Source organism: Pseudomonas sp. G5001, assembly GCF_013385475.1.
Lineage (GTDB): Bacteria > Pseudomonadota > Gammaproteobacteria > Pseudomonadales > Pseudomonadaceae > Aquipseudomonas.
The window spans coordinates 84964-105846 of sequence record NZ_JACAPZ010000013.1 but is presented as its reverse complement, the minus strand read 5'-3'; the positions used below and the strand labels follow the sequence as shown (position 1 = coordinate 105846).

Genomic DNA, 20883 nt, shown 5'->3' with positions numbered 1-20883 from the left:
TGAGGTCAGAGACTCAAGGGGTTGTGGGGAGAATCGGTACGTTTGAAGTGGTAGCCGGAGGCGCTCAGGCCGTTGACCTGGCGACTCACGGTATCGCCCAGGCCATAGCCGTTGCCGGCCAGCACCGCATGGGCGTTGTCCACGGGCAGCAGGATGTAGTCGGTCAGCGGCTCGTCGTGCAGTTGGCCGCGGATCACCAGGAAGCCGTTCTCCAGGCGCACGCTGATGCCGCTCAGGGGCGCGTCGGGCTCATGGGTGTTGAGCACTTGATAGGTGCCGATGGTGTCGGCCCAGGCATTGCTCAGCGGGGTCTGTTCGATGCGTTCGCCCACCGGGACGCGTTGGCCGTGGCTGCGGGCGGTGAGCATCTGGCGCCCTTGCACCGTTACCACATCCAGCTGCACGCGGCCCAGTTCGCCGAGGTCCTTGAGCCAGAAGCCGAGGAATTTCTGTTGTGCCCGCAGCCAGCCCTGGCCGTCGCGCAGCAGTTCGAAACGGGTGTCGGCCAACTCGCCATACAGCTGGCCGTTTTCGTCCTTGATACGGAAAATGCCCCAGGCCGTGGCGTAGAAACCCGCCAGGCGCCTGCGGTCGATCGCGGCGGGCACCTGGCGGATTTTCAGGCCGTGGGCGGGCGCCTGACAGTTGTCGGCACACACCGGGTCGCCGGTCTGGGCCTGGAGCATCAGGCGCAGGGTGTCGGTGGTCAGGGACACCACCATCTCTTCGGCGTTGCTGTCGTTGGCCATCACGATCACGGCCAGTTGCTGGTCCGGCAGCATCGTCAGTTGCGCCGCGAAATCATCTCCGCCACCGCTGTGCTGGAAGGTGCGAATGCCGGGACCCACCGGCTCATCGCCGCAAGGGGCGAGAAACCACCCCAGGCCCATCTGGCAGTCGAAGTCCAGGGCGTTGCCGGTGTTTTGCTGGGTGAACATCTCGTCAATCGACTGGCTGCCCAGTACCTGTCTGTCTTTATAGAGGCCCCGGGCGAAGAGCATGCGCACGTAGTGGCTGAGGTCCTTGGGGCTGCTCCACAAGCCACCGGCCGCAAGGTCGCGCACCTGGGCGTCGGCGCTGACGGTGCCGTCTGCATAACCCCGGGCGCGAAAGCCCGGTTGCGCGCCGATGCCGACGAAGCTCGACTGGTTCATCTCCAGGGGCTTGAGCAGGCTGCTTTGCAGTCGGGTTTCGAAATCCTGCCGACTGCTGCGTTCGATGGCGGCGCCGACCAGGGCGTAGCCGAGGTTGGAATAGGCCACCTGGGTCCCCGGTGGCGTGCTCAGCCAAACCCCTGAAATACGCATTGGCATCTGGCCCATGGCGAAGGTGTTGCGCACATCCCGCAGGTGTTCGCTGGGCAGGCCGGACTGGTGGCTGAGCAGGCGGCGCAGGGTGATGTCGCGGTCGGCGGCCGCCTGGTCGGAATGAAAGCGCGAGCGTACGTAGAACTCCCGCAGGGTGTCCTGGATCGGGGCGTCGAGGGCCAGGCGCTGTTGCTCCACCAGTTGCAGGGCGGCGGTGGCGGTCAGCAGTTTGGAGAGGGCGCCGGCGCGGAACGCGGTGTTGGGGGTGACGGGTTTGCCCAGGGCCTTGTCGGCCAGGCCAAAGCCCTGGGCCCAGATCAGTTCCTGGCCGTTGACCAGGGCGATGGACAGGCCGGGTATGTTTTGCCTGGCCATTTCGCTGGGAATGCGTTTTTGCAGGTAGCGGATGATTGCGCTGTAGTCGCCCTTGGGAATGGGCGGCGGGGCCGGCGGCTGGCCGTGGCAGCCGAGGCTGCCCAGCAGGCAACCCAGCAGCGGAATACTGCGCAATGTGCGAAACATGATGAGCACCCGAGGGGTGGTTTGGATGCTCGAATGCTAGGGGCGGGCCGTCGATGAGTCTTTGTGAGCTTTGTCGGGAAACTGTCAAAGACTGTTAATACAGGCCGCCCCTAGCGGGTTTGCTCCATTGCCGCAGCTCCAGCATCAGCTATACCTAATGCTCAACGCTTCCTCAACGTCAGCCAAGGAGTCTCGCGATGAAACTGGGAATAATGATCAGCACCGTGTGTATTGCCACGATCGGGGTGATGGGGTGTTCCAGCAAGGTGACGCAGCCGGACGAATACTCCGGGTTTCTCTCCGACTACAGCAACCTCAAGGAAGCCAAGTCGCCATCGGGCGCGCAGGTGATGCGTTGGGTGGACCCCAACCTGAGTCTGAGCCGCTATAACGCGGTGTACATCGAGCCCACCCAGTTCTATCCCAAGCCGCAAGCCAGCACCAGGATCCCTGAAAGCACCTTGCAGGGCATCAGCACCTACTACAGCCAGGCGCTCAAGCGCGAACTGGAAAAGTCCTTGCCGCTGGCCGACGGACCAGGCCCGGGCGTGATCGTGGTGCGCGCGGCGATCACTGCCGTCAGCAGCAAGACCGAAAGTCTCAAGCCCTATGAGTACATTCCTGTCGCCCTGGTGGTCGCCACGGTCAGCACGGGCGCCGGGATTCGTGACCAGGAAACCACCTTGGGCACCGAAGCCCAATTCCTCGACGGTGCCAGTGGCAAGGTGGTCGCCCAAGTCGTGCGCAAAGGCACCGGTAAACCGTTGGCAAACGACTCCCAGGTGATGAAAGCCGATGACGTGAAAAACGTCATCGACGGCTGGGCGTCGGACCTGCATCAATCGTTTTTGAAGCTTAAAAAGGGCTAAGCCTCAAACGGTGCGCGATTTGAGCGGGTGCTATTTGATCGGTGTGAGCGGTGGCTGCTTCCATTGCCCGTTACCCACTTCAGGCTTGGGCAGGTAAATGCGCAATAGGGCATAGAACGGGCCGGGTGGTGCTGGCAGCCAGTTGCTTTGTTCCGCCTTCGGTGGCTCGTGGTGCGCGACCAACAGCGTCAGGCCGCCATCGGCGTCGAGCTTGAAGTTGGGCAACATCCTCGACGTGAGCACGTAGCGCTTCTTCAGGTTGGGGGTCAGCAGATTGGTCTTGGCGTTGTACATGGTCAGTGACCAGAATGCGTCGGTCGGTGGCAACTGGTCCTTGGCGAAGTGCAGGGTGTAGCTGTGGCGTGCGCCGTTGGCGGGTTTGCCCTCGCTGTCCACGGAGTAGCGCAGGTAGGCCGTTTCATCGCCGGAGTTGCCAAACAGGTGCAGGTTGGCGCCAGCGTAGCGGTACAGGTAGTTGTTTTGAAGGTGGTCGCGATTGCCGAACAGGTCTGCACTGGATACTTGATGGGTATCGATCTTGTCTTTTTTGAAGGCTGCATACTCGGCTTTGCCGTCGGCGATGCCGTCATCCAGCGCTTTGCGTTGCTCAACCGTCAGGGCCTTGAGGTCGAACGGTTTACCCGCCTCGACGCCGATCCTGGCAAAACGCGCGAGCACGTCTTTCTCACTGTCCTGCGGTGCTGCGTAGGCCAGCATGAAGTTCAGATAGCGGAACAGATGCACGCTGTCGCTCATGTTCGGCGTAGGCTTGGGCCAGGCAATTTTCGGCGGCTTGATGGGTTTGGGCTGCTTCACGTAGCTGCTCAGGGTCTGGACCTTATAGCCGCCCTGGATCTGTCTGACTTTGCCCAAGTCCTTTTCATCGAACAATTGAGTGCGGTACAGGGCGTAGGCGATGTTGCTTTCGCTGTACACGACGCGGTCGATATCGGTTGGCTGCTGGCCTTTCCAGCCCGGGCCGGCAATCATGTAGTGGCCACCGTTGTTACCGGTGCTGCGGGTGCCCAGATAGCCGAAGTTCTGCGTATAGAGGTCGACCAACTGCACGGCGTAGTAGCGGTTGTCTTCGATCCTGGGCAGGGTCAACACCACGGGCTCGGCCCGCAGATCGAGCCAGACAAAGGAGTTGGGCGTGTCCGGGTTGGGGGTGGGGATCGCTGTATCTTTAGGGGTTATCGCCTGCGCGGTGTTCCCGATGTGGTTGAACGGCGCCTTGAAGTTCGCCCCGGTCTTGTCGACAGCCTGGGTGTAGAGAGTCTTGTACATCTCCACCACCGGGAAGCCATAAAGATAGGCTTCCTTGGCGATGGCCCGGGCTTCACTCGGCGTGGCGGTGAAATCGGCCCAGGCGCCGGTACTCATGAAAATCGAGAGGCTCGCCAACAGCAGGCGCGTCGGTGTTCGAATCATGTTGTTGCGTCCTTACTGAGTCAGTCGGATGTCGTCGAGTTTTCAGCTGTTATAAAAGCAGGCTCCGGTGGGCGCGTACAGTCGCAACTAGCTGAACCTTTGCGTGTCAGGCAGAGTTTGCACTCAGTTGCTCGGGAAGTCTTTTGGCACGTGAGGTTCAACGCAAAGATCTATCGATCAGTTGACATCAACGAGATCAAGTGCCGCCTGTGAAAGGCGGCATCGGGGGGCAGTCAAGGCAGTATGGACTTAACCTTGTCACGCAACTGATCAATCGAGAACGGCTTGCCGATCACCTGCATGTCGGCTGGCGAATCGATATTTTCGGCATAACCGCTGGCGAACAGGATGGGCAGGGCGGGGCGTATTTCACGGGCCTTGAGGGCCAGTTGCTTGCCGTCCATGTCCGGCAGGCCGACGTCGGTCATCATCAGGTCGATGGTCTGGTCGGTGTCTTGAACTATTTTCAAGGCTTCTTCGGCATCGGCCGCTTCAAGCACTTGGTACTCCAGCTCTTCGAGGACATCGACGATCAACATGCGCACGATGGCGTCGTCTTCGACTACAAGGATGGTGGAGGGGGCGGCTGACATAGTGGAGGTTCCCGAACAGTGGAAGGGGCAGGTCTTGGGCGATGGGAAGACCGTTTTCATCCTGAGTATTGTCGGTCCCGGCAAGTTCCCCAGATAAGCAAAACATTGTGCCGGTAACGGCTACAAATGTCGCGTATCACCGCCACTCACTTGCCAGGGGCTTGCTGGAACAACCAGCAAGCCCCTGGCATGGTCTCAAGCTGCCGGTTTTATCGGTTAAAGGGATCCGTACACCAACCCATGGACCCGGCTCTGGTTCTCGCTTGCCTTGAAGGTGCTGACCGTATATTCCGGGTTTGTCGGCGTCCCAAACGCTCCCGGGATGAGCGGCGTCTTACTGTTGGCCAGCGATTCCTTCATTCCTTTCTTCATGGCGTCCTCGGTCGGAAAATTGACCAATCCGAAATTGGGGTCGAAATAGAACCATTTTCGCGTGCCGCCTTCCACGATCACTCCCGCTGTCATCGCGTGGACGGGCGTGGCGATGATGAGTGTCTTGGACGTCGTCGCGTTGGCCAGGTCATCGATGATGGCCTGATAGGACTTTTGCGTGACGACTTCAGCCGAGTGCGGTCGCTTTCTGAAGTGATCCTGGGCTTCGCTCATGTCCTTGATGAACCTCGCCGATTTTGGGTTGGTTTCCTTGGTTGCCGCTGCAATGAAAAGCTTGTCGATGTACTCGTCCTGTTTTCCAACGGACACGGCGTAGGCCATTGCGTTGGCTAACACGCCACATTCGCCTCCGGTCACCGTGTCCACCTGGCTCAAATAGAAATTCTGGGGCATGCCCCGGAGCTTGATGCCGGGGATGCGCTCAATTTCGGCTTTGTAGAACTCATAGTTTTTAAGGCCGACTTCTGATCGCTTTTTGCCTATTGACTGTGCCAGGGCGCCGATTTCTTCGGGGCTTCGATTCGGCTTAAGTGCCAGTTCCATGAGCTCTGCGATATCCATGGAGCCCGAGTAGCCCGGGATGTCATCCACTACCCCGTTGTTATAGCCACGCATATACGCATCGTGGCTCGTTGTTCTGGCGTGTTCCTGCGTAGCCTTGAATGAGTTGGATAACTGCTTGGAGGGTGTGTTTTGCGCCTTGGTGGCCGGCCCTCCGACAAAGTACTCCCAGAAGCTTTCAACGTTGTCCTGGACCGACACGGTCTGTGGCGTGAACCCCTTCAGCGGTGGGCCATAGGGTTGTTTCTTGAGGGCGTCGTACGCGTACCATTCGCCCTTGTTCAATACAGCGGAGGCTTCGACGGTTTGATCCGCCAGCTTGATGGTGCCGATTGCCGCGACGCCATGTTCCTTGCCGGCGGCTTTCAACAGGTCATGGCTGCCGGCTGCCCCCTTGAGTTTGTTTAGCCCGTTAATGCTTTTTTCGACTACAAACTTGCCGCCCCGGTTAATCAGTCCTGCGCCTCCCAGAAGCAAATCGCCCAAGCCGCCCACCGGGTTCAAGGCGCCGATGGTGGCGACACCGATCTTTTTGGCAACATTCAGCGCCTTGGCGCCTGCACTGAGGGCTTTTGTGCCCGCCTGTGCCGCTTTGGACGAACCCAGGCTGACAAAGCCCAGCAGGTCCAGCTGGAGGTCAATCGCCCCCTCCAGGTAATTACCCTTGGTAAAGTTGGCAATCGCTGACTTGAAGGGAATGAGGTCGAGGAAGAAATGGGTCACCTTCAGCTCGGTTTCCATTTGCTTGTCGTAGGTCGTGGCGCCTTTGGCTTGCTTGACGACATCCTCGTTGCCCAGGTCGAGGTTTTCGACAAATGCCTCCGCGATGTACTGGGTACGGGCGGTGGCAAAGCTGTTGGGAGGCAGTGGGTTCGTGTCTGTACTGGCTGAGCGCTCGGGCTCAGTGGCCTCTGAAGCGTCGAATTTTTTTATTCTGTTTTCCTCGATCGCCAGTTCCCAGGTACTCGCAGAGAAATCCTGGGGCGTTACTTTTTTGATGCTGCCGTTTTTTATGTCCAGCCTATAGGTAACAGGTTCCGTGCCACCCTCTACCTGTATCAGCAGCTCATTTTTAATCGGTTTGAAAAGCGAGGTGACCAGGTTTGGGCCCAATTGATAAACAGAGGGCTGGTAAAAAGTGAGGTTGCCCTGCTCGATGTTTTTTCGATCTTCCAGCGGCAGGCTGGCGATCAGGTGCTTTACGGTGGTGGCAACCCCGTCGTTCAGCGACTTGATCGACGCTTCAAACTGCTTTTGAAATGTCGCGTTTACGTCGAACTTGAGCGACTGGCCTTCCAGTGCCTGGGTGATGTCTGGATCCTTGGATTCCCAGGTGTAATCGCCCAAGCCACTCATGGCGATGTCCAGCAACGAATGCAGGCCCGCAGGTGCGCGGTTTGGGTCGTAGAGCGGTACGCCAAACTGTTGTTGGCGGGTGTCCTTCACCGTCAGGGCCTTTTTTTCAAACGGCACATCATCGCCAAATCGCTCTTTGAGCTGGGCCAGTGCAATGGCCTTGCGGCTCGGGATATCGGTCTCCAGCAGGGTGGAGGCCTTCATGCGTTCATCCACCTGCTGAGTGAACTCGACGCGTATCGCTTCCAGCTGGTCGGGGCTGTACGCATCGTTGGGTTGTTTGCTGATAACGCCGTTGGCCACGGCCCAATCAATCAGCGCTGCCCTCTGTGCGCTTTGGGTCACACCGGGCTCGGCGAGTGCAGCGCTTTCGGCCTTGAGCATCACTTGGGCGAAAGTCATGTTCGGTACCGAGCCCGGCGACTGCGCTTCAATCGACGCCGCCGCAACCGCCAGGTTGACCCAGGCCGGGCTGCCATAGGTCACGCTGGCCGGGATGTCTTTGATCAGGAACTCCGGGGCTGTTCTTGCCAGCAATACGTAAGCACCCGCCTGGGCCATCTCGGGGCTCGTTCTGCCCTCGCTCGACAGGTGTGCGCTCAGCCCGTTGACGATGGCAGAGGCCGGCTTGCCCCAATGTTCTTCACTGGCCACGTCGAAACCGGCCAGTTTGTTCCGTTGAGGCGCCTGGATTGACTCGGGATCCATCTGTGCACTGATTGCGGCCAGCAGGTAGTCGTAATGGCTGTTCTTGGTCTCGATACCATTGAGCCCGCGCTGCAGGGCCTGGCCCATCAGTTGGCCTTCGGGCGAGCTTAAAAGAAACTCGAGGATCTTCGCCGGGTCGTTCAAGGCGGCCACAGGAATGGGATTCTGGTACGCGAGAAAGTCCAGGACGCTCTTTGTCTGCGTGACTTGCGGCTGATCGCCGAGGTGGTGGGCGTGGTTCATCGCAAGCAGGCGCAACTGAGTTTGCTGGTTCTGGTCCAGCGGTGCAGGCCAGGACAAGGCACCGCCCAGGTCACCGAAAGGGTGGGCGGCGATCCTGACGGTCGCTTCCAGTTTCAGCTTGAGCAACTCGGCCTTGGAGGTTGGCAGAGGCACCCCGTTGGCATTCAGGAATGCCTCCAGGCTTTGGTTGACCCTGGTCCCCATGTCCAGGGTGTTGTGATGGGATGAGTCCGGATGAATGGCCATTTGTGTGAGCTTCAGGACGGACTGTACATAGGGGGCGGTGTCGTAGTCTTGCAGGGCCGGGGCAGCGAGGTTGATGGCGTCCAGCAGGTTCTGCCAGTTCTGCCGGTCGGCCATGGGCTGTTTCAGCACATCGGAGCGGCTGGCGGCTGATGCTGGCGCTGCTGCAACGGCAGGGGGCGTGGCTGGCTGGGGGCTCAGGGACGATGCCCCGGAAGCAGGGGAGGAAGAGAATTGGGGCGCAGGCTGTTGCACGGAGAGGTTGCTGACATTTTGCATCGGTGGGTACCTGTTTTATTAGGAGATACGCGCCTTTTCCGGGGAGGTTCCCTGTTCCCCACGGCACCCCTTTGGGTGGGGCGGCCCACACACAACGTTCCAGGCTCACTTCGGTTCCCATGTAAGAAGGAAAGTCAATTGCCGAGTGTTAAAAACACATCCATTCGTCTATTTATCAATGGGTTATGTAATCCATGTCGCTACGGGTAGCAGAAAAATAGCGCTCAGGCGCAACTTTGGGGCAAACTCCTCGTTTTTCCGTATTGGCCAAGGCATGCCCATGACTCCCGCGTCGTCTGTCGATGAGAAAAGCTTCCGTAAATTGCTGGGCCGCAACGTGGCACTGCCGTTGGGCGTTGGCGTGCTCAGCGCGGTGTTTTTCGTCGTTCTGATCACCTACCTGTTGTCGGTGATCCAGTGGGTCGAACACACCGACCGGGTAATCAACAATCTCAACGAAACCTCGAAACTGACCGTGGACCTGGAAACCGGCATGCGCGGCTTCCTGATTACCGGTGACGAGCATTTCCTCGACCCGTACGAAGTGGCCAAGCCGCGGATCATTTCCGACTTGCGCAACTTGCAGGCACTGGTGGCGGACAATCCGGAGCAGGTGGACCGGCTCAAGCGTCTGGAATCGTTGCAACAGGCGTGGAACACCTACGCCCAGTCGATGATTGACATGCAGCGGCAAAACGGCGATTACCGCACCGCCGTGAAAGCCGGGCGTGGCAAGAGCCTGACGGACGAGATTCGCAAGGAGTACGACCGGGCGGTGGCGATGGAGCAACAGTTCCGCATCACCCGCAATGAAGACGTTACCCGCACCACGATCATCAGCGTCACCTTGTACCTGGTGTTTGTGCTCGGCCTGAGTGGCTTCCTGGCGTATGTCGGCCGAAAGAATCTTTTAGAACTTTCAAACAGTTACAGCGAAAACCTGATGTCGCAGCAGAGGATCGCCAAGCGCCTCGAGCAGCAAGCCTGGTTGCGCAACGGCCAGACCGAGCTGGCCGAGCAGGTCCTTGGCCAACTGACGCTGAACCTGCTGGGGCGCAACATTTTGCAGTTCTTTGCCCAGTACATGGGCTCGGCGGTGGCGGCGTTGTACGTGCGTGAAGAGCACGGCGGCCTCACACGCGTGGCTACCTATGGCTTCTCCCGCGAGCAGGAGCAGCAGGAACAGTCGATCTACAACGACGAAGGCATCGTCGGCCAATCGGCCCGGCAGGACCGCCTGATTCGCCTGGACGATGTGCCGGTGGATTACTTCAAGGTCAGTTCCGGCCTCGGCGAAGGTGCGACCCGCAGCGTGCTGGTGGTACCGACCAGCGATGATGGCCGGGTCAACGGGGTGATCGAACTGGGTTTCCTGCGTGCACTCGATGACCGTGATGTCGAACTGCTGGAGTTGATTGCCGACAACATCGGCACCTCCATCGAAGCCGCGCGTTATCGCCAGCGCCTGCAAGAAGTGCTGGCCGAAACCCAGCAGCTCAATGAAGAGCTGCAAGTGCAGCAGGAAGAGCTCAAGACCGCCAACGAAGAGCTGGAAGAACAGTCGCGCATCCTCAAGGAGTCCCAGGCCCACCTGGAAACCCAACAGGCGGAGCTGGAGCAGACCAACGAACAATTGGCCGAACAGACCCAGACCCTGGCCGAGCAGCGCGATGCCATGGACCAGAAGAACGTCCAGCTCAACCGCGTACAGATCGAGCTGGAAGAGCGTGCCGACGAGTTGCAGCGCTCCAGCAAGTACAAGTCCGAATTCCTCGCCAACATGTCCCACGAGCTGCGCACGCCGCTGAACAGCTCGTTGATCCTGGCCAAGTTGCTGGCGGAGAACCCCCAGGAAAACCTCAGCGCCGAACAGGTCAAGTTCGCCGAGTCGATCTACTCGGCCGGTAACGACTTGCTCAACCTGATCAATGACATCCTCGATATCTCCAAGGTCGAAGCCGGTAAGCTGGAAATGCGCCCGGAGAACACCAGCGTTGCGCGCCTGGTGGATGGGCTGCGCGGCATGTTCGAGCCGCTGGCGGACGACCGCAAGCTCGGGTTCCAGGTGGAGGTGCAGGAAGGCTCGCCACACATGCTGTTCACCGACCGCCAGCGCCTGGAGCAGATTCTGAAGAACCTGCTGTCCAACGCCATCAAGTTCACCGAGAAAGGTGAGGTCAGCCTGTCGGTATCCCGGGCACCGGGGGAGGGCATCGCCTTTACCGTACGCGACTCGGGGATTGGCATCGCCCCGGACCAGCAGGAAAGCATCTTCGAGGCGTTCCGCCAGGCCGATGGCACCACTAACCGTCGTTACGGCGGCACCGGCCTGGGCCTGTCGATTTCCCGGGACCTGGCGAACCTGCTGGGCGGCTATATCAGCGTCACCAGCGAACCTGGCCAGGGCAGTATCTTTACCCTGGTGGTGCCTGAGCACTATGTAGAGCGTGACGAAGACACCCCGGCGCTGGAACAGCCGCGCGCGGTAGTCCCTGTGCCTGCACCGGCGCCGATCAAGGTGTCGCCGATGCCGATCGCCCACGAAGCGCAGATCCCGCGCTTTATCGATGACCGCGACAAGGCTCCGTTCGCCACGCGTTGCATCCTAGTGGTGGAAGATGAGGCCAACTTTGCCCGCATCCTCTTCGACCTCGCCCATGAACTGGGTTACCACTGCCTGGTGGCCCATGGCGCAGACGAAGGCTACGCCCTGGCGGAACAGTACATTCCCGACGCGATCCTGCTGGACATGCGCCTGCCGGACCATTCCGGCCTGACCGTGCTGCAACGTCTCAAGGAACATGCCGGGACCCGCCATATCCCGGTGCACGTGATTTCCGTGGAGGACCGCGTCGAAGCCGCCATGCACATGGGCGCCGTGGGCTATGCAGTCAAGCCGACCACCCGCGAAGAGCTCAAGGATGTGTTCGCCCGCCTGGAAGCCAAGCTGACGCAGAAGGTCAAGCGTGTGCTGCTGGTGGAAGACGATGACCTTCAGCGAGACAGCATTGCCCGCCTGATCGGCGACGATGATATCGAGATCACCGCCGTAGGCTTCGCCCAGGAGGCCCTGGACCTGCTGCGCACCCACATCTACGACTGCATGATCATCGATCTCAAGCTGCCGGACATGCTCGGCAACGAGCTGCTCAAGCGCATGTCCATCGAGGACATCTGCTCGTTCCCGCCGGTGATCGTCTACACCGGGCGCAACCTGACCCGCGATGAAGAGGCCGAACTGCGCAAGTATTCGCGCTCGATCATCATCAAGGGCGCGCGTTCCCCCGAGCGCCTGCTGGACGAGGTGACACTCTTTCTGCACAAAGTCGAATCGCAGTTGTCCCATGAACGCCAGACAATGCTCAGGACTGCCCGCAGCCGCGACAAGGTGTTCGAGGGCCGCAAGATCCTGCTGGTGGATGACGATGTACGCAATATCTTCGCCCTGACCAGTGCCCTGGAGCACAAGGGCGCGATTGTCGTGATCGGCCGTAATGGCCGCGAGGCGATCGAGAAACTCAATGAAGTCGATGACATCGACCTGGTACTGATGGACGTGATGATGCCGGAGATGGACGGGTACGAGGCCACCGCCTTGATCCGCCAGGACCCGCGCTGGCGCAAGCTGCCGATCATCGCGGTGACGGCCAAGGCCATGAAGGACGATCAGGAGCGCTGCCTGGCGGCAGGCTCCAACGATTACCTGGCCAAGCCCATCGACCTGGACCGGTTGTTTTCATTGATTCGCGTGTGGCTACCCAAGATGGAACGGATTTAATTGGAACGAAGCACTGACATCGAACTGCGCTTGTTGATTGAGGCGATTTACCTCAAGTACAGCTACGACTTTCGCGACTACTCCGGCGCTTCGGTCAAGCGCCGCGTGGCTCATGCGTTACGTCAGTTCGACTGCGCCACCATCTCGGCCTTGCAGGAACGGGTGCTGCATGACCCGACGGCGTTCATGCAGTTACTGCAGTTCCTGACGATTCCGGTCAGCGAAATGTTTCGCGACCCCTCGCACTTCCTGGCGATTCGCAAGGAAGTGGTGCCGCTGCTCAAGACCTACCCGTCGATCAAGATCTGGATCGCGGGCTGCAGTACCGGGGAGGAGGTGTATTCCATGGCCATCCTGTTGCGTGAGGAAGGCCTGCTGGAACGCACCATCATCTACGCCACCGACATCAATCCCCGGTCCCTGGAAAAAGCCAAGCAGGGGATCTTTTCCCTCGAGAACATCCGCGCCTATACCCACAACTACCAACAGGCCGGTGGCCAGCGTTCGTTTGCCGATTACTACACGGCGGCTTACGATCATGCGATCTTCGACAAGACCCTGCGGGAGAACGTGACGTTTGCCGATCACAGCCTGGCGACCGATAGCGTGTTTTCCGAAACTCAATTAATTTCCTGTCGCAACGTATTGATTTACTTCAATAAAAAGTTGCAGGATCGGGCGTTTGGACTGTTCCATGAGTCGCTGTGTCACCGCGGCTTCCTGGTGCTGGGCAGCAAGGAAACCCTGGACTTTTCCGCCTACAGCAAACAGTTCGAACCCCTGGTCAAGCAAGAACGGATCTACCGAAAATTATGAATGAAGCTACTGCCAGCCCGGTATCCGGGATCGAGGCCATTGTGATCGGCGCTTCCGCGGGCGGTGTCGAGGCATTGCTGAGCATTTTTGGCGAGCTGCCGGCGAGCTTCGGCCTGCCGATCATTACCGTGCTGCATTTGCCCGACGAGCGCCGCAGCCAGTTGGCGGAAGTGTTTGACCGACGCGTATCGATGAAGGTAGTGGAGGCCCGCGACAAGGAAGTGATCCAGCCCGGCACCCTGTATTTTGCCGGCCCCGGTTATCACCTGTCGGTGGAGCACGACCGCAGCCTGTCACTGAGCCAGGAGGACCGCGTGCACCATTCCCGCCCGGCAATCGACTACCTGTTTGATTCAGCCGCCGACGTCTACGGCAAGGGGTTGCTGGCGATTTTGCTGACGGGGGCCAACCAGGACGGCGCCCGGGGCCTGGCCCACGTCAAGCAGAGCGGCGGTACCACGGTGGTGCAGGACCCTTTGGAGGCCCGCGTCGCCGTGATGCCCCGGGCCGCCCTGGCGCTGCATGAACCTGACCATATCCTCACCTTGAGCCGCATCGGCACCTTGCTGGCTTCCCTGGAATCCTCCCCATGTTAAGTACTGTCCAGGCCAAACTGCTGATCGTCGACGATCTGCCGGAAAACCTGCTGGCCCTTGAAGCGCTGATCAAGCGCGAGGACCGCCAGGTCTATAAGGCATTGAGCGCCGACGAGGCCTTGTCGTTGCTGCTGGAGCACGAGTTCGCCATGGCCATTCTCGACGTGCAGATGCCGGGCATGAACGGCTTCGAGCTGGCCGAGCTGATGCGCGGCACCGAAAAGACCAAGAACATTCCCATCGTGTTTGTCAGCGCTGCCGGCCGTGAGCTCAACTATGCGTTCAAGGGCTACGAAAGCGGCGCCGTGGATTTCCTGCACAAGCCGCTGGATATCCACGCGGTCAAGAGCAAGGTCAACGTATTCGTTGACCTGTACCGCCAGAGCAAGGCGATGAAGCAGCAGGTTGAAGCCCTGGAGCAAAGCCGGCGCGAGCAGGAAGCCTTGCTCACGCGCTTGCAGGCCACCCAGGCCGAACTGGAGCAGGCCGTGCGCATGCGCGATGACTTCATGTCGATCGTCGCCCACGAAGTGCGCACGCCCCTTAACGGGCTGATCCTGGAAACCCAGCTGCGCAAGATGCACCTTGCCCGGGACAACGCCGCAGCGTTTACCCTGGACAAGATGCATGCCATGGTCGACCGCGATGAGCGACAGATCCAGAGCCTGATCCGCCTGATCGAAGACATGCTCGACGTGTCGCGCATTCGCACGGGCAAGCTGTCGATCCGCCCCGGTCGCTTTGACCTCACGCAACTGGTGCACAACCTGCTGGAAAATTTTGCGCCGCAGGTGGCGGCGGCGGAGTCTTCGGTGGCCTGGGTCCAGGAAGGGCCGGTGGTAGGCAACTGGGATGAATTCCGTATCGAGCAGGTGGTGTCCAACCTGTTGACCAACGCCTTGCGCTACGGGGCCAAGAGCCCGGTGGAAGTGCGGGTGTACGCCGAGCATGGCGAAGCGCGGGTAGAAGTACGTGACCACGGGATCGGCATCAGCGAAGACAACCAGAAGCGTATTTTCCAACAGTTCGAGCGCGTGTCGGCCAACCATGCCGTGGCGGGCCTGGGCCTGGGGTTGTTTATCTCCGAGCAGATTATCGCGGCCCACGGCGGGACCATTGAAGTGGAAAGCCGGATAGGCGAGGGCGCGCTGTTCCGCGTCTGCCTGCCCCTGGAGGCCGGGGCATGAAATCAATCGCAAATCCGACGCAACCTCTGCGTGACCCCATGGTCGTATCAGCAGCAATTGACCGGACAAAGGCTTCCCATGAGTGAAGATGCACAAGATGTTGTACTGATCGTCGAAGATGACGAATCGATTATGTTTGTGTTGGGCGAGTACCTGGCGGGCCTGGGGTATCGGGTGTTGAAGGCGATTGACGGTGAGCAGGCGTTTGAAATCCTGGCCACCAAGCCGCACCTGGACCTGATGGTGACCGACTACCGCCTGCCTGGCGGCATTTCCGGGGTGCAGATCGCCGAGCCTGCGATCAAGCTGCGACCGGAATTGAAAGTGATCTTCATCAGCGGTTACCCGCAGGAGATTCTCGACTGCAACAGCCCGATCACGCGCAATGCGCCGATCCTGGCCAAACCGTTTGACCTGGATACGTTGCAGGAACATATCCAGCGGCTGTTGGCTTAACGTCTTGAGAAGAGGGAGCACACTCCCTCTTCAAGCCTTGATCATCTCCCTCACCTTTGCCGTCAACAGATCAAAGGTGAACGGCTTGGTGATCATCTGCATGCCCGGGTCCAGAAAACCGCCCCGTACAGCCGCATGCTCTGCATAGCCGGTAATAAACAACACCTTCAACTCGGGCCGCACCTGCCGGCCGATCTCCGCCAGTTGCCGGCCGTTCATGCCGGGCAGGCCAACGTCGCTGATCAGCAGGTCAATGCGCTGGCTGGACTCGATGATCGGCATGGCACTGTCGGCATCACCGGCTTCGACGAAGGCATAGCCCAGTTCACTCAGCACGGCGCTGACCAGCACCCGCACGGCCGGGTCGTCCTCGACGATCAGCACGGTCTCGCCGGCATTGGCGAACGGCAGCAATGCCGGGTTGAGCGGTTCATCTGCAATGACCTCGCCGACATACCTCGGCAGGAACAGGCTGACGGTGGTGCCTTGGCCCACCACACTGTGGATCGACACATGCCCGTGGGATTGGCGCGCAAACCCGTAGATCATCGACAACCCCAGCCCGGTGCCCTGGCCGATGGGTTTGGTGGTGAAGAACGGGTCAAATGCACGGCTGATCACGCTCTCGGGCATGCCGCAGCCGGTGTCGCTGACGCTCAGTTCCACATAGTCGCCAGGGGTGAGGGTGCCGTAGGCTGCGGTAAACACACTGTCCAAGTGGCGGTTGGTGGTTTCCACCACCAGTTTGCCGCCGTTGGGCATCGCATCCCGGGCATTGATGGCGAGGTTGAGCAGGGCGCTTTCCAGCTGGTTGGGGTCGGCTTCGGCGGTCCAGAGTTGCTCGGTCAGGCGGATATCCAGGGCAATGCTTTCATTCAGGCTGCGTTGCAGCAGCTCACCCATCGAACTCACCAATTGATTGATCTGTACCGGTTTTGAATCCAGCGACTGGCGACGGGAAAACGCCAGCAAGCGGTGGGTCAGGGCGGCCGCGCGGTTGGCTGAAGTGACACCCAGGTCGATCAGGCTGTCGAGGTCTTCGGTGCGGCCTCGAGCCACGCGCCTGCGCAGCAGTTCCAGGCTGCCGATGATGCCGGTCAGCATGTTGTTGAAGTCATGGGCGATGCCGCCGGTCAATTGGCCGACGGCTTCCATTTTCTGCGATTGGCGCAACGCTTCTTCGTTATTGCGCAGCTGCGCCGTGCGTTCTTCCACCTGTTGCTCAAGGGTTTCCAGGGTGCTTTGCAGGCGCTGTTCGCTCTGGCTCAGGTCGATCAGCCGGTCGCGGGCCTCGTATTGCCGACGACGTCCGCGCAGCGCCGTGGTCACGAGGCTGATCAGGGTGATCGGGTGGAACGGACGCTCCAGGAACGTCACGTTGCCCAGCAAGGTGCTCAGGTGCGACGAGCCATTCTGTTCGCTGCCGCCGTGGTGCGTCATCAGCACAATCGGCAGGTCTGACCACGCCGGTTGCTGATGCAGGTACGTGAGCAGCGGTTCCAGGTCGATACCGCGCAGGGCTTCGGCAGCAATGACCAGCAAGCCGGCACCGTGCTCCAGCTCCTCGCAGAGCATCTGCAAATGGCTGGCGATGATGCCGTTGAAACCAGCCTCATTGAGCATCATCAACGCCAGGGAGCTGTCGCGACCCAGGGGCGCCAGAATAATCGCCCGTTCGAAAATGGCCGGCAGGCCACTCATGAACTTTCATCCTTGAGCAGCGGGTTGTCGGTGCCCATGTAGGTCGGTACGCCGCGCAATACACCCTGGAACGCATCAAGCGGTTCGCCGATGGTCATGCCCCGACTGCCGATGCGGTATTCGCGAATGGTCGATTCGTGGCTGCCGGTGCGTTTCTTGATGATCGAAATAGCGCGCCGCACCTTGCCCAGCGCTTCGAAGTAACGCAGCAGGATCACGGTGTCGGCCAGATAGGTAATGTCCACCGGCGCCTGCATGTCCCCCACCAGCCCGTGCTGGGCGACGGTCATGAAGGTCGCGGCGCCACGGCGGTTGAGGTACAGCAGCAGTTCGTGCATGTGCAGGATCAACGCGTTCTCTTCCGGCATCGCGGCCTGATAGCCATTGACGCTGTCGATCACCACGGTCTTGATCCCGCGTTCGTCCACACAGCGGCGCACCCGATGGGAGAACTCGCCGGGGGACAACTCGGCGGCGTCCACCTGTTCGATCAGCAGGTTGCCGGTGCCTTGCAGGGCCTCCAGGTCGATGCCCATGTTCTTCATGCGCTCGAACAGCAGGCCCAGCTCTTCGTCAAAAATGAACAGCGCGGCTTTTTCGCCCCGGGAGACGGCTGCCGCGGCAAAGATCATCGAGATCAGCGATTTGCCGGTACCGGCCGGGCCCAGGATCAAGGTGCTGGAACCGGTCTCGATCCCGCCGCCCAACAGGGCGTCCATCTCGCGGATGCCGCTGGTGAGGGTCTGGCGGTTGTAGCCGCCACGGTGCTCGGCTGCCACCAGGCGCGGGAACACATGTACGCCGTCTTCCATGATGGTGAAGTCGTGAAAACCGCCGCGGTATTTCTGCCCACGGTATTTCACGATCCGCACGCGGCGGCGCTCGGCGCCGTAGTTGGGGGTCAGTTCTTCCAGGCGAATCACACCGTGGGCCACGCTGTGTACGGTCTTGTCGAGGGACTCGGTGGTCAGGTCGTCCAGCAGCAGCACGGTGGCGTCGTAGCGCACGAAGTAGTGCTTGATCGCCAGGATCTGCCGGCGATAGCGCAGGGAGCTTTGCGCCAGCAGGCGGATTTCCGAAAGGCTGTCGATCACGACGCGGGTAGGTTTGACCCGTTCCACCACTTCGAAGATCTGCCGGGTGGCTTCGCCCAGCTCAAGGTCCGAGGAATACAGGAGGCTTTGCTGGTGCTCGGCATTGAGCAGGCTTTCGGGGGGAGTCAGTTCAAAGATGTGAATGTGTTCGTCCAGGTCCCAACCATGGGACTTGGCACCCTGGCGCAACTCGCGCTCGGTTTCCGACAGGGTGATGTACAGCGATCGTTCGCCGTTTTTTGCGCCGGCCTGGAGGAAATGCAGGGCCACGGTGGTTTTACCGGTGCCGGGTTCACCTTCCAGCAGGAACAAATGGCTACGGGAAAGCCCTCCGGCAAGAATGTCGTCCAGACCTTCAATACCGGTGGCCGCCTTTGCTGTGAACAGCTCTTTGGATGTAGACAAGAAGTGCCCTCGGGTCACAAATAAGTAGTCGGCAGCGCCGTCTGGGGCGCGCCATATTTACTTGACCTTGCCGCCGTGTGGCGGTTCAACGTTTTGTATCAAATACCGCTTTTACAGGCCCTGTTGCAGCGCCGGGTCGTCCGGATTCTGCTGCTCAAGCTGTGCCAGCAGCACCTGCACATTCTGCAACTGGCCGGTTTCCTTCCAGTAATTGACCAGCAGCACCCTGGCTTTGCGATTGGCCGGGTTGCGCTGGATGATTTCTTCCAGCTGGCGCTGGGCGGCCTCCAGTTCCTGCTGGGCGTGCAGGGTGGTGGCCAGGTCGTAGCGGTAATCCTGGTTGTTCGGTTCGAGCTCCACCGCTCGGGACAGGCTGAGCAGGGCAAAGGCGCGCTCGCCATGGTGCAGCAGCCACATGCCCAGGGCATGTTGCAGGTAGGCCGAATCGGGGTGGGCCTGCAACTGTTTGGCCAGGAGTTGGCGGGACTCGTCGACCTTGCCCTGCTTGTCCAGCAGTTCAATTTGCGCGACCACGGCTTGCAGGTTGTCCGGTTGCAGGCGCATCGCCTGCTCCAGGGCGTTTTGTGCGTCGGGCAGCAGCGCGCTGTGAATGTACAGGCGTGCCAGCTGGATCCAGCCTTCGGGGCTTTCGGGTTGGCCCTTGAGCAGCTTTACGTATTCGTCGAGCACTTGCTGCAACGGGCCGAAGTACAGGCCCAGGGTATCCGGGGACAGCCCGAGCAAGGCATTGGCCGCGGCAAACCTGACGCTTTGCTCCGGGTCATCCAGCAGTGGCCCGAGCAACAGCGTGCGCTGGCCGCTGGGCACCAGGCCGACAATGCTGTGAATCGCCGCCTCGCGCACCATCGGTGCGTCGTTGGCCAGGTCCTTGTCCGCCAGCTTGAGGGCCTGGGGGCTTGGGTAGTTGGGCAGTTCGGCATGCAGGGCGGCGCGGCGCACATCGGAGAGGTCCGGGCGGCCCAACTGTTGATACAGCACCCGGGCAGCGCCGGGTTCACCGTTGTGCGCCTGTTTCAAGGCCTTGGCGTAACCATGGGCGATGGCCGGGGGCACCACCACCGGCGTGGTGCGGGTGAAATACCAGGTGATCAGCACAATAAACAACAGGGCGCACAGGCCGACGATGGAGTAACGGCGTGACTTTGACATGCAGGCGTCCGAAAGCTGGGCAGCTAGTGCAAAGCCATCAGCTTCGGTCAGGTTATCGCGAGTGTCAAACCCGCATCACGTCAGCACGAACTCAATCGGCTCAAGGGCCGGCGGCAGCGTGGTTTCGCCGAGGGCGGCGAGAATCTCGCGCTCCAGGGTGCGCACGATGGCGTTGCAGGGCAGGTCGTTTTCGTCGAAGCCGAACGGGTCTTCGAGGTCGTCGCCGATTTCGTCCAGGCCGAAGAAGGTGTAGCTGACGATGGCGGTGAACACCGGGGTCAGCCAGCCCAGCGGCTCGGCCATGGCGAAGGGCAGCAGGATACAGAACAGGTAGATGGTGCGGTGCAGCAGCAAGGTGTAGGGGAAGGGCAGCGGGGTGTGTTTGATCCGCTCGCAGGAGGCCTGGACCTGGCTCAGGCCGTACAGCCGGGTTTCCAGTTGGGTGTAGCGCCAGTCGCTGATGTGGCCCTGTTCGGCGAGGTTCGAGCAGCGGGCGCCGAGGTCTTGCAGGATGCTGTCGGGGAGGTTCGGGTGGCCGGGTTCTGGGTTGGCCCACGGTTTGATCGCCTGGCTTTCGTCTTCCAGGCGCAGGCGGGCGATCAGGCCATGGGCGAAACCGCACAGGCTGCGCAGGACGTGTTTGCGTTCGGCAGGGTTGAGGACCTGGGTTTCGCGGATCAGTGAGCGGATCTCGATGATCATCTGGCCCAGTTGTTTGCGGCCTTCCCACCAGCGGTCGTAGCAGGCGTTGTTGCGAAAGCTCATGAAGATGGACAGTGACAGCCCCAGCAGTGTGAAGGGTGTGGCGTTGACCTTGGAAAAGTAGGCCGGGTGCAGGGTTTCTACCAGCACGATGACTGAGGCCAGGAGGGTGACCAGCAGGCTGCGCAGCGCAATGCGTTTGGCGATCGAGCCCTTGAGGGAGAACAGGATGCCGAGCAGGTTGGGTTTGGGACGGACGATCATGGGCGGGCTTCTTGGGTGGCGCAGGCTGTCAGGTTAGAAGTATGTTTGCGTTGCGTCCAATTGCTTGGGCTGACTGGGTGATTGGTGGGGTCTATCGGGATTGAGTACATATCCGTTTTTTCGGTGACCAGAGCGAAAGCAGATCTGCTTTTCTGTGGGAGCGGGCTTGCTCGCGAAAAACCTTAGGGCGCCGCGTTCATCCAGAATGC

General features: G+C 60.3%; 14 protein-coding genes. 6 read left to right on the top strand and 8 right to left on the bottom strand.

Features of this window, described 5'->3' with window-relative positions; genetic code table 11:
* Positions 1-5: 5 nt before the first annotated feature.
* Positions 6-1829, bottom strand: a complete 1824-nt coding sequence (locus HX805_RS13395; RefSeq protein WP_177081873.1) for a serine hydrolase — start codon at positions 1827-1829, stop codon at positions 6-8.
* 197 nt (positions 1830-2026) lie between these two features.
* Between HX805_RS13395 and HX805_RS13390 the strand changes: the two genes are divergently transcribed.
* The gene (locus HX805_RS13390; RefSeq protein WP_087693015.1) at positions 2027-2698 is read left to right on the top strand and encodes a DUF3313 domain-containing protein; all 672 of its coding nucleotides are present in this window, start codon (positions 2027-2029) and stop codon (positions 2696-2698) included.
* Between the two features lie 30 nt (positions 2699-2728).
* Here the strand turns inward: HX805_RS13390 and HX805_RS13385 are convergent, their stop codons facing one another.
* From HX805_RS13385 to HX805_RS13375, 3 genes are all read right to left on the bottom strand, one after another.
* Positions 2729-4129, bottom strand: a complete 1401-nt coding sequence (locus HX805_RS13385) for a DUF1254 domain-containing protein (RefSeq protein WP_177116924.1) — start codon at positions 4127-4129, stop codon at positions 2729-2731.
* Between the two features lie 233 nt (positions 4130-4362).
* A complete protein-coding gene (locus HX805_RS13380; RefSeq protein ID WP_003217574.1) occupies positions 4363-4722 on the bottom strand; it encodes a response regulator in 360 nt (119 codons plus the stop codon).
* A gap of 216 nt (positions 4723-4938) precedes the next feature.
* The gene (locus HX805_RS13375; protein ID WP_256344655.1) at positions 4939-8505 is read right to left on the bottom strand and encodes a hypothetical protein; all 3567 of its coding nucleotides are present in this window, start codon (positions 8503-8505) and stop codon (positions 4939-4941) included.
* 280 nt (positions 8506-8785) lie between these two features.
* On the opposite strand from HX805_RS13375, the gene HX805_RS13370 reads away from it, so the two are divergent.
* From HX805_RS13370 to HX805_RS13350, 5 genes are all read left to right on the top strand, one after another.
* Positions 8786-12283 carry a response regulator gene (locus tag HX805_RS13370; RefSeq protein ID WP_177081872.1) on the top strand — a complete coding sequence of 1166 codons (3498 nt, stop codon included), beginning with the start codon at positions 8786-8788 and terminating at the stop codon, positions 12281-12283.
* Positions 12284-13099, top strand: a complete 816-nt coding sequence (locus tag HX805_RS13365; RefSeq protein ID WP_003217583.1) for a protein-glutamate O-methyltransferase CheR — start codon at positions 12284-12286, stop codon at positions 13097-13099.
* Entirely contained in the window at positions 13096-13695 is a 600-nt protein-coding gene (locus HX805_RS13360; protein WP_008431027.1) for a chemotaxis protein CheB, read from the top strand. Before HX805_RS13365 ends, HX805_RS13360 begins: the two co-directional genes overlap by 4 nt.
* Positions 13689-14882 (top strand): hybrid sensor histidine kinase/response regulator, encoded by a 1194-nt coding sequence (locus HX805_RS13355; protein WP_003217587.1) that lies wholly within the window; start codon positions 13689-13691, stop codon positions 14880-14882. Before HX805_RS13360 ends, HX805_RS13355 begins: the two co-directional genes overlap by 7 nt.
* 78 nt (positions 14883-14960) lie before the next feature.
* Complete coding sequence (locus HX805_RS13350; protein WP_003217591.1) at positions 14961-15338, top strand: response regulator; 378 nt, start codon at positions 14961-14963, stop codon at positions 15336-15338.
* Positions 15339-15368: 30 nt separating this feature from the next.
* Here the strand turns inward: HX805_RS13350 and HX805_RS13345 are convergent, their stop codons facing one another.
* The 4 genes from HX805_RS13345 to HX805_RS13330 all read right to left on the bottom strand — a co-directional run bounded on the left by HX805_RS13345 (position 15369) and on the right by HX805_RS13330 (position 20674).
* Positions 15369-17039 (bottom strand): response regulator, encoded by a 1671-nt coding sequence (locus HX805_RS13345; protein ID WP_177022834.1) that lies wholly within the window; start codon positions 17037-17039, stop codon positions 15369-15371.
* On the bottom strand, positions 17036-18538 hold the full coding sequence (locus HX805_RS13340; RefSeq protein WP_023658825.1) for an ATPase domain-containing protein: 1503 nt from the start codon (positions 18536-18538) through the stop codon (positions 17036-17038). The genes HX805_RS13345 and HX805_RS13340 overlap by 4 nt, the downstream gene beginning before the upstream one ends.
* 111 nt (positions 18539-18649) lie before the next feature.
* A complete protein-coding gene (locus HX805_RS13335) occupies positions 18650-19708 on the bottom strand; it encodes a lipopolysaccharide assembly protein LapB (RefSeq protein ID WP_102369052.1) in 1059 nt (352 codons plus the stop codon).
* Between the two features lie 75 nt (positions 19709-19783).
* On the bottom strand, positions 19784-20674 hold the full coding sequence (locus HX805_RS13330; protein ID WP_087693011.1) for a bestrophin family protein: 891 nt from the start codon (positions 20672-20674) through the stop codon (positions 19784-19786).
* Positions 20675-20883: the final 209 nt, after the last annotated feature.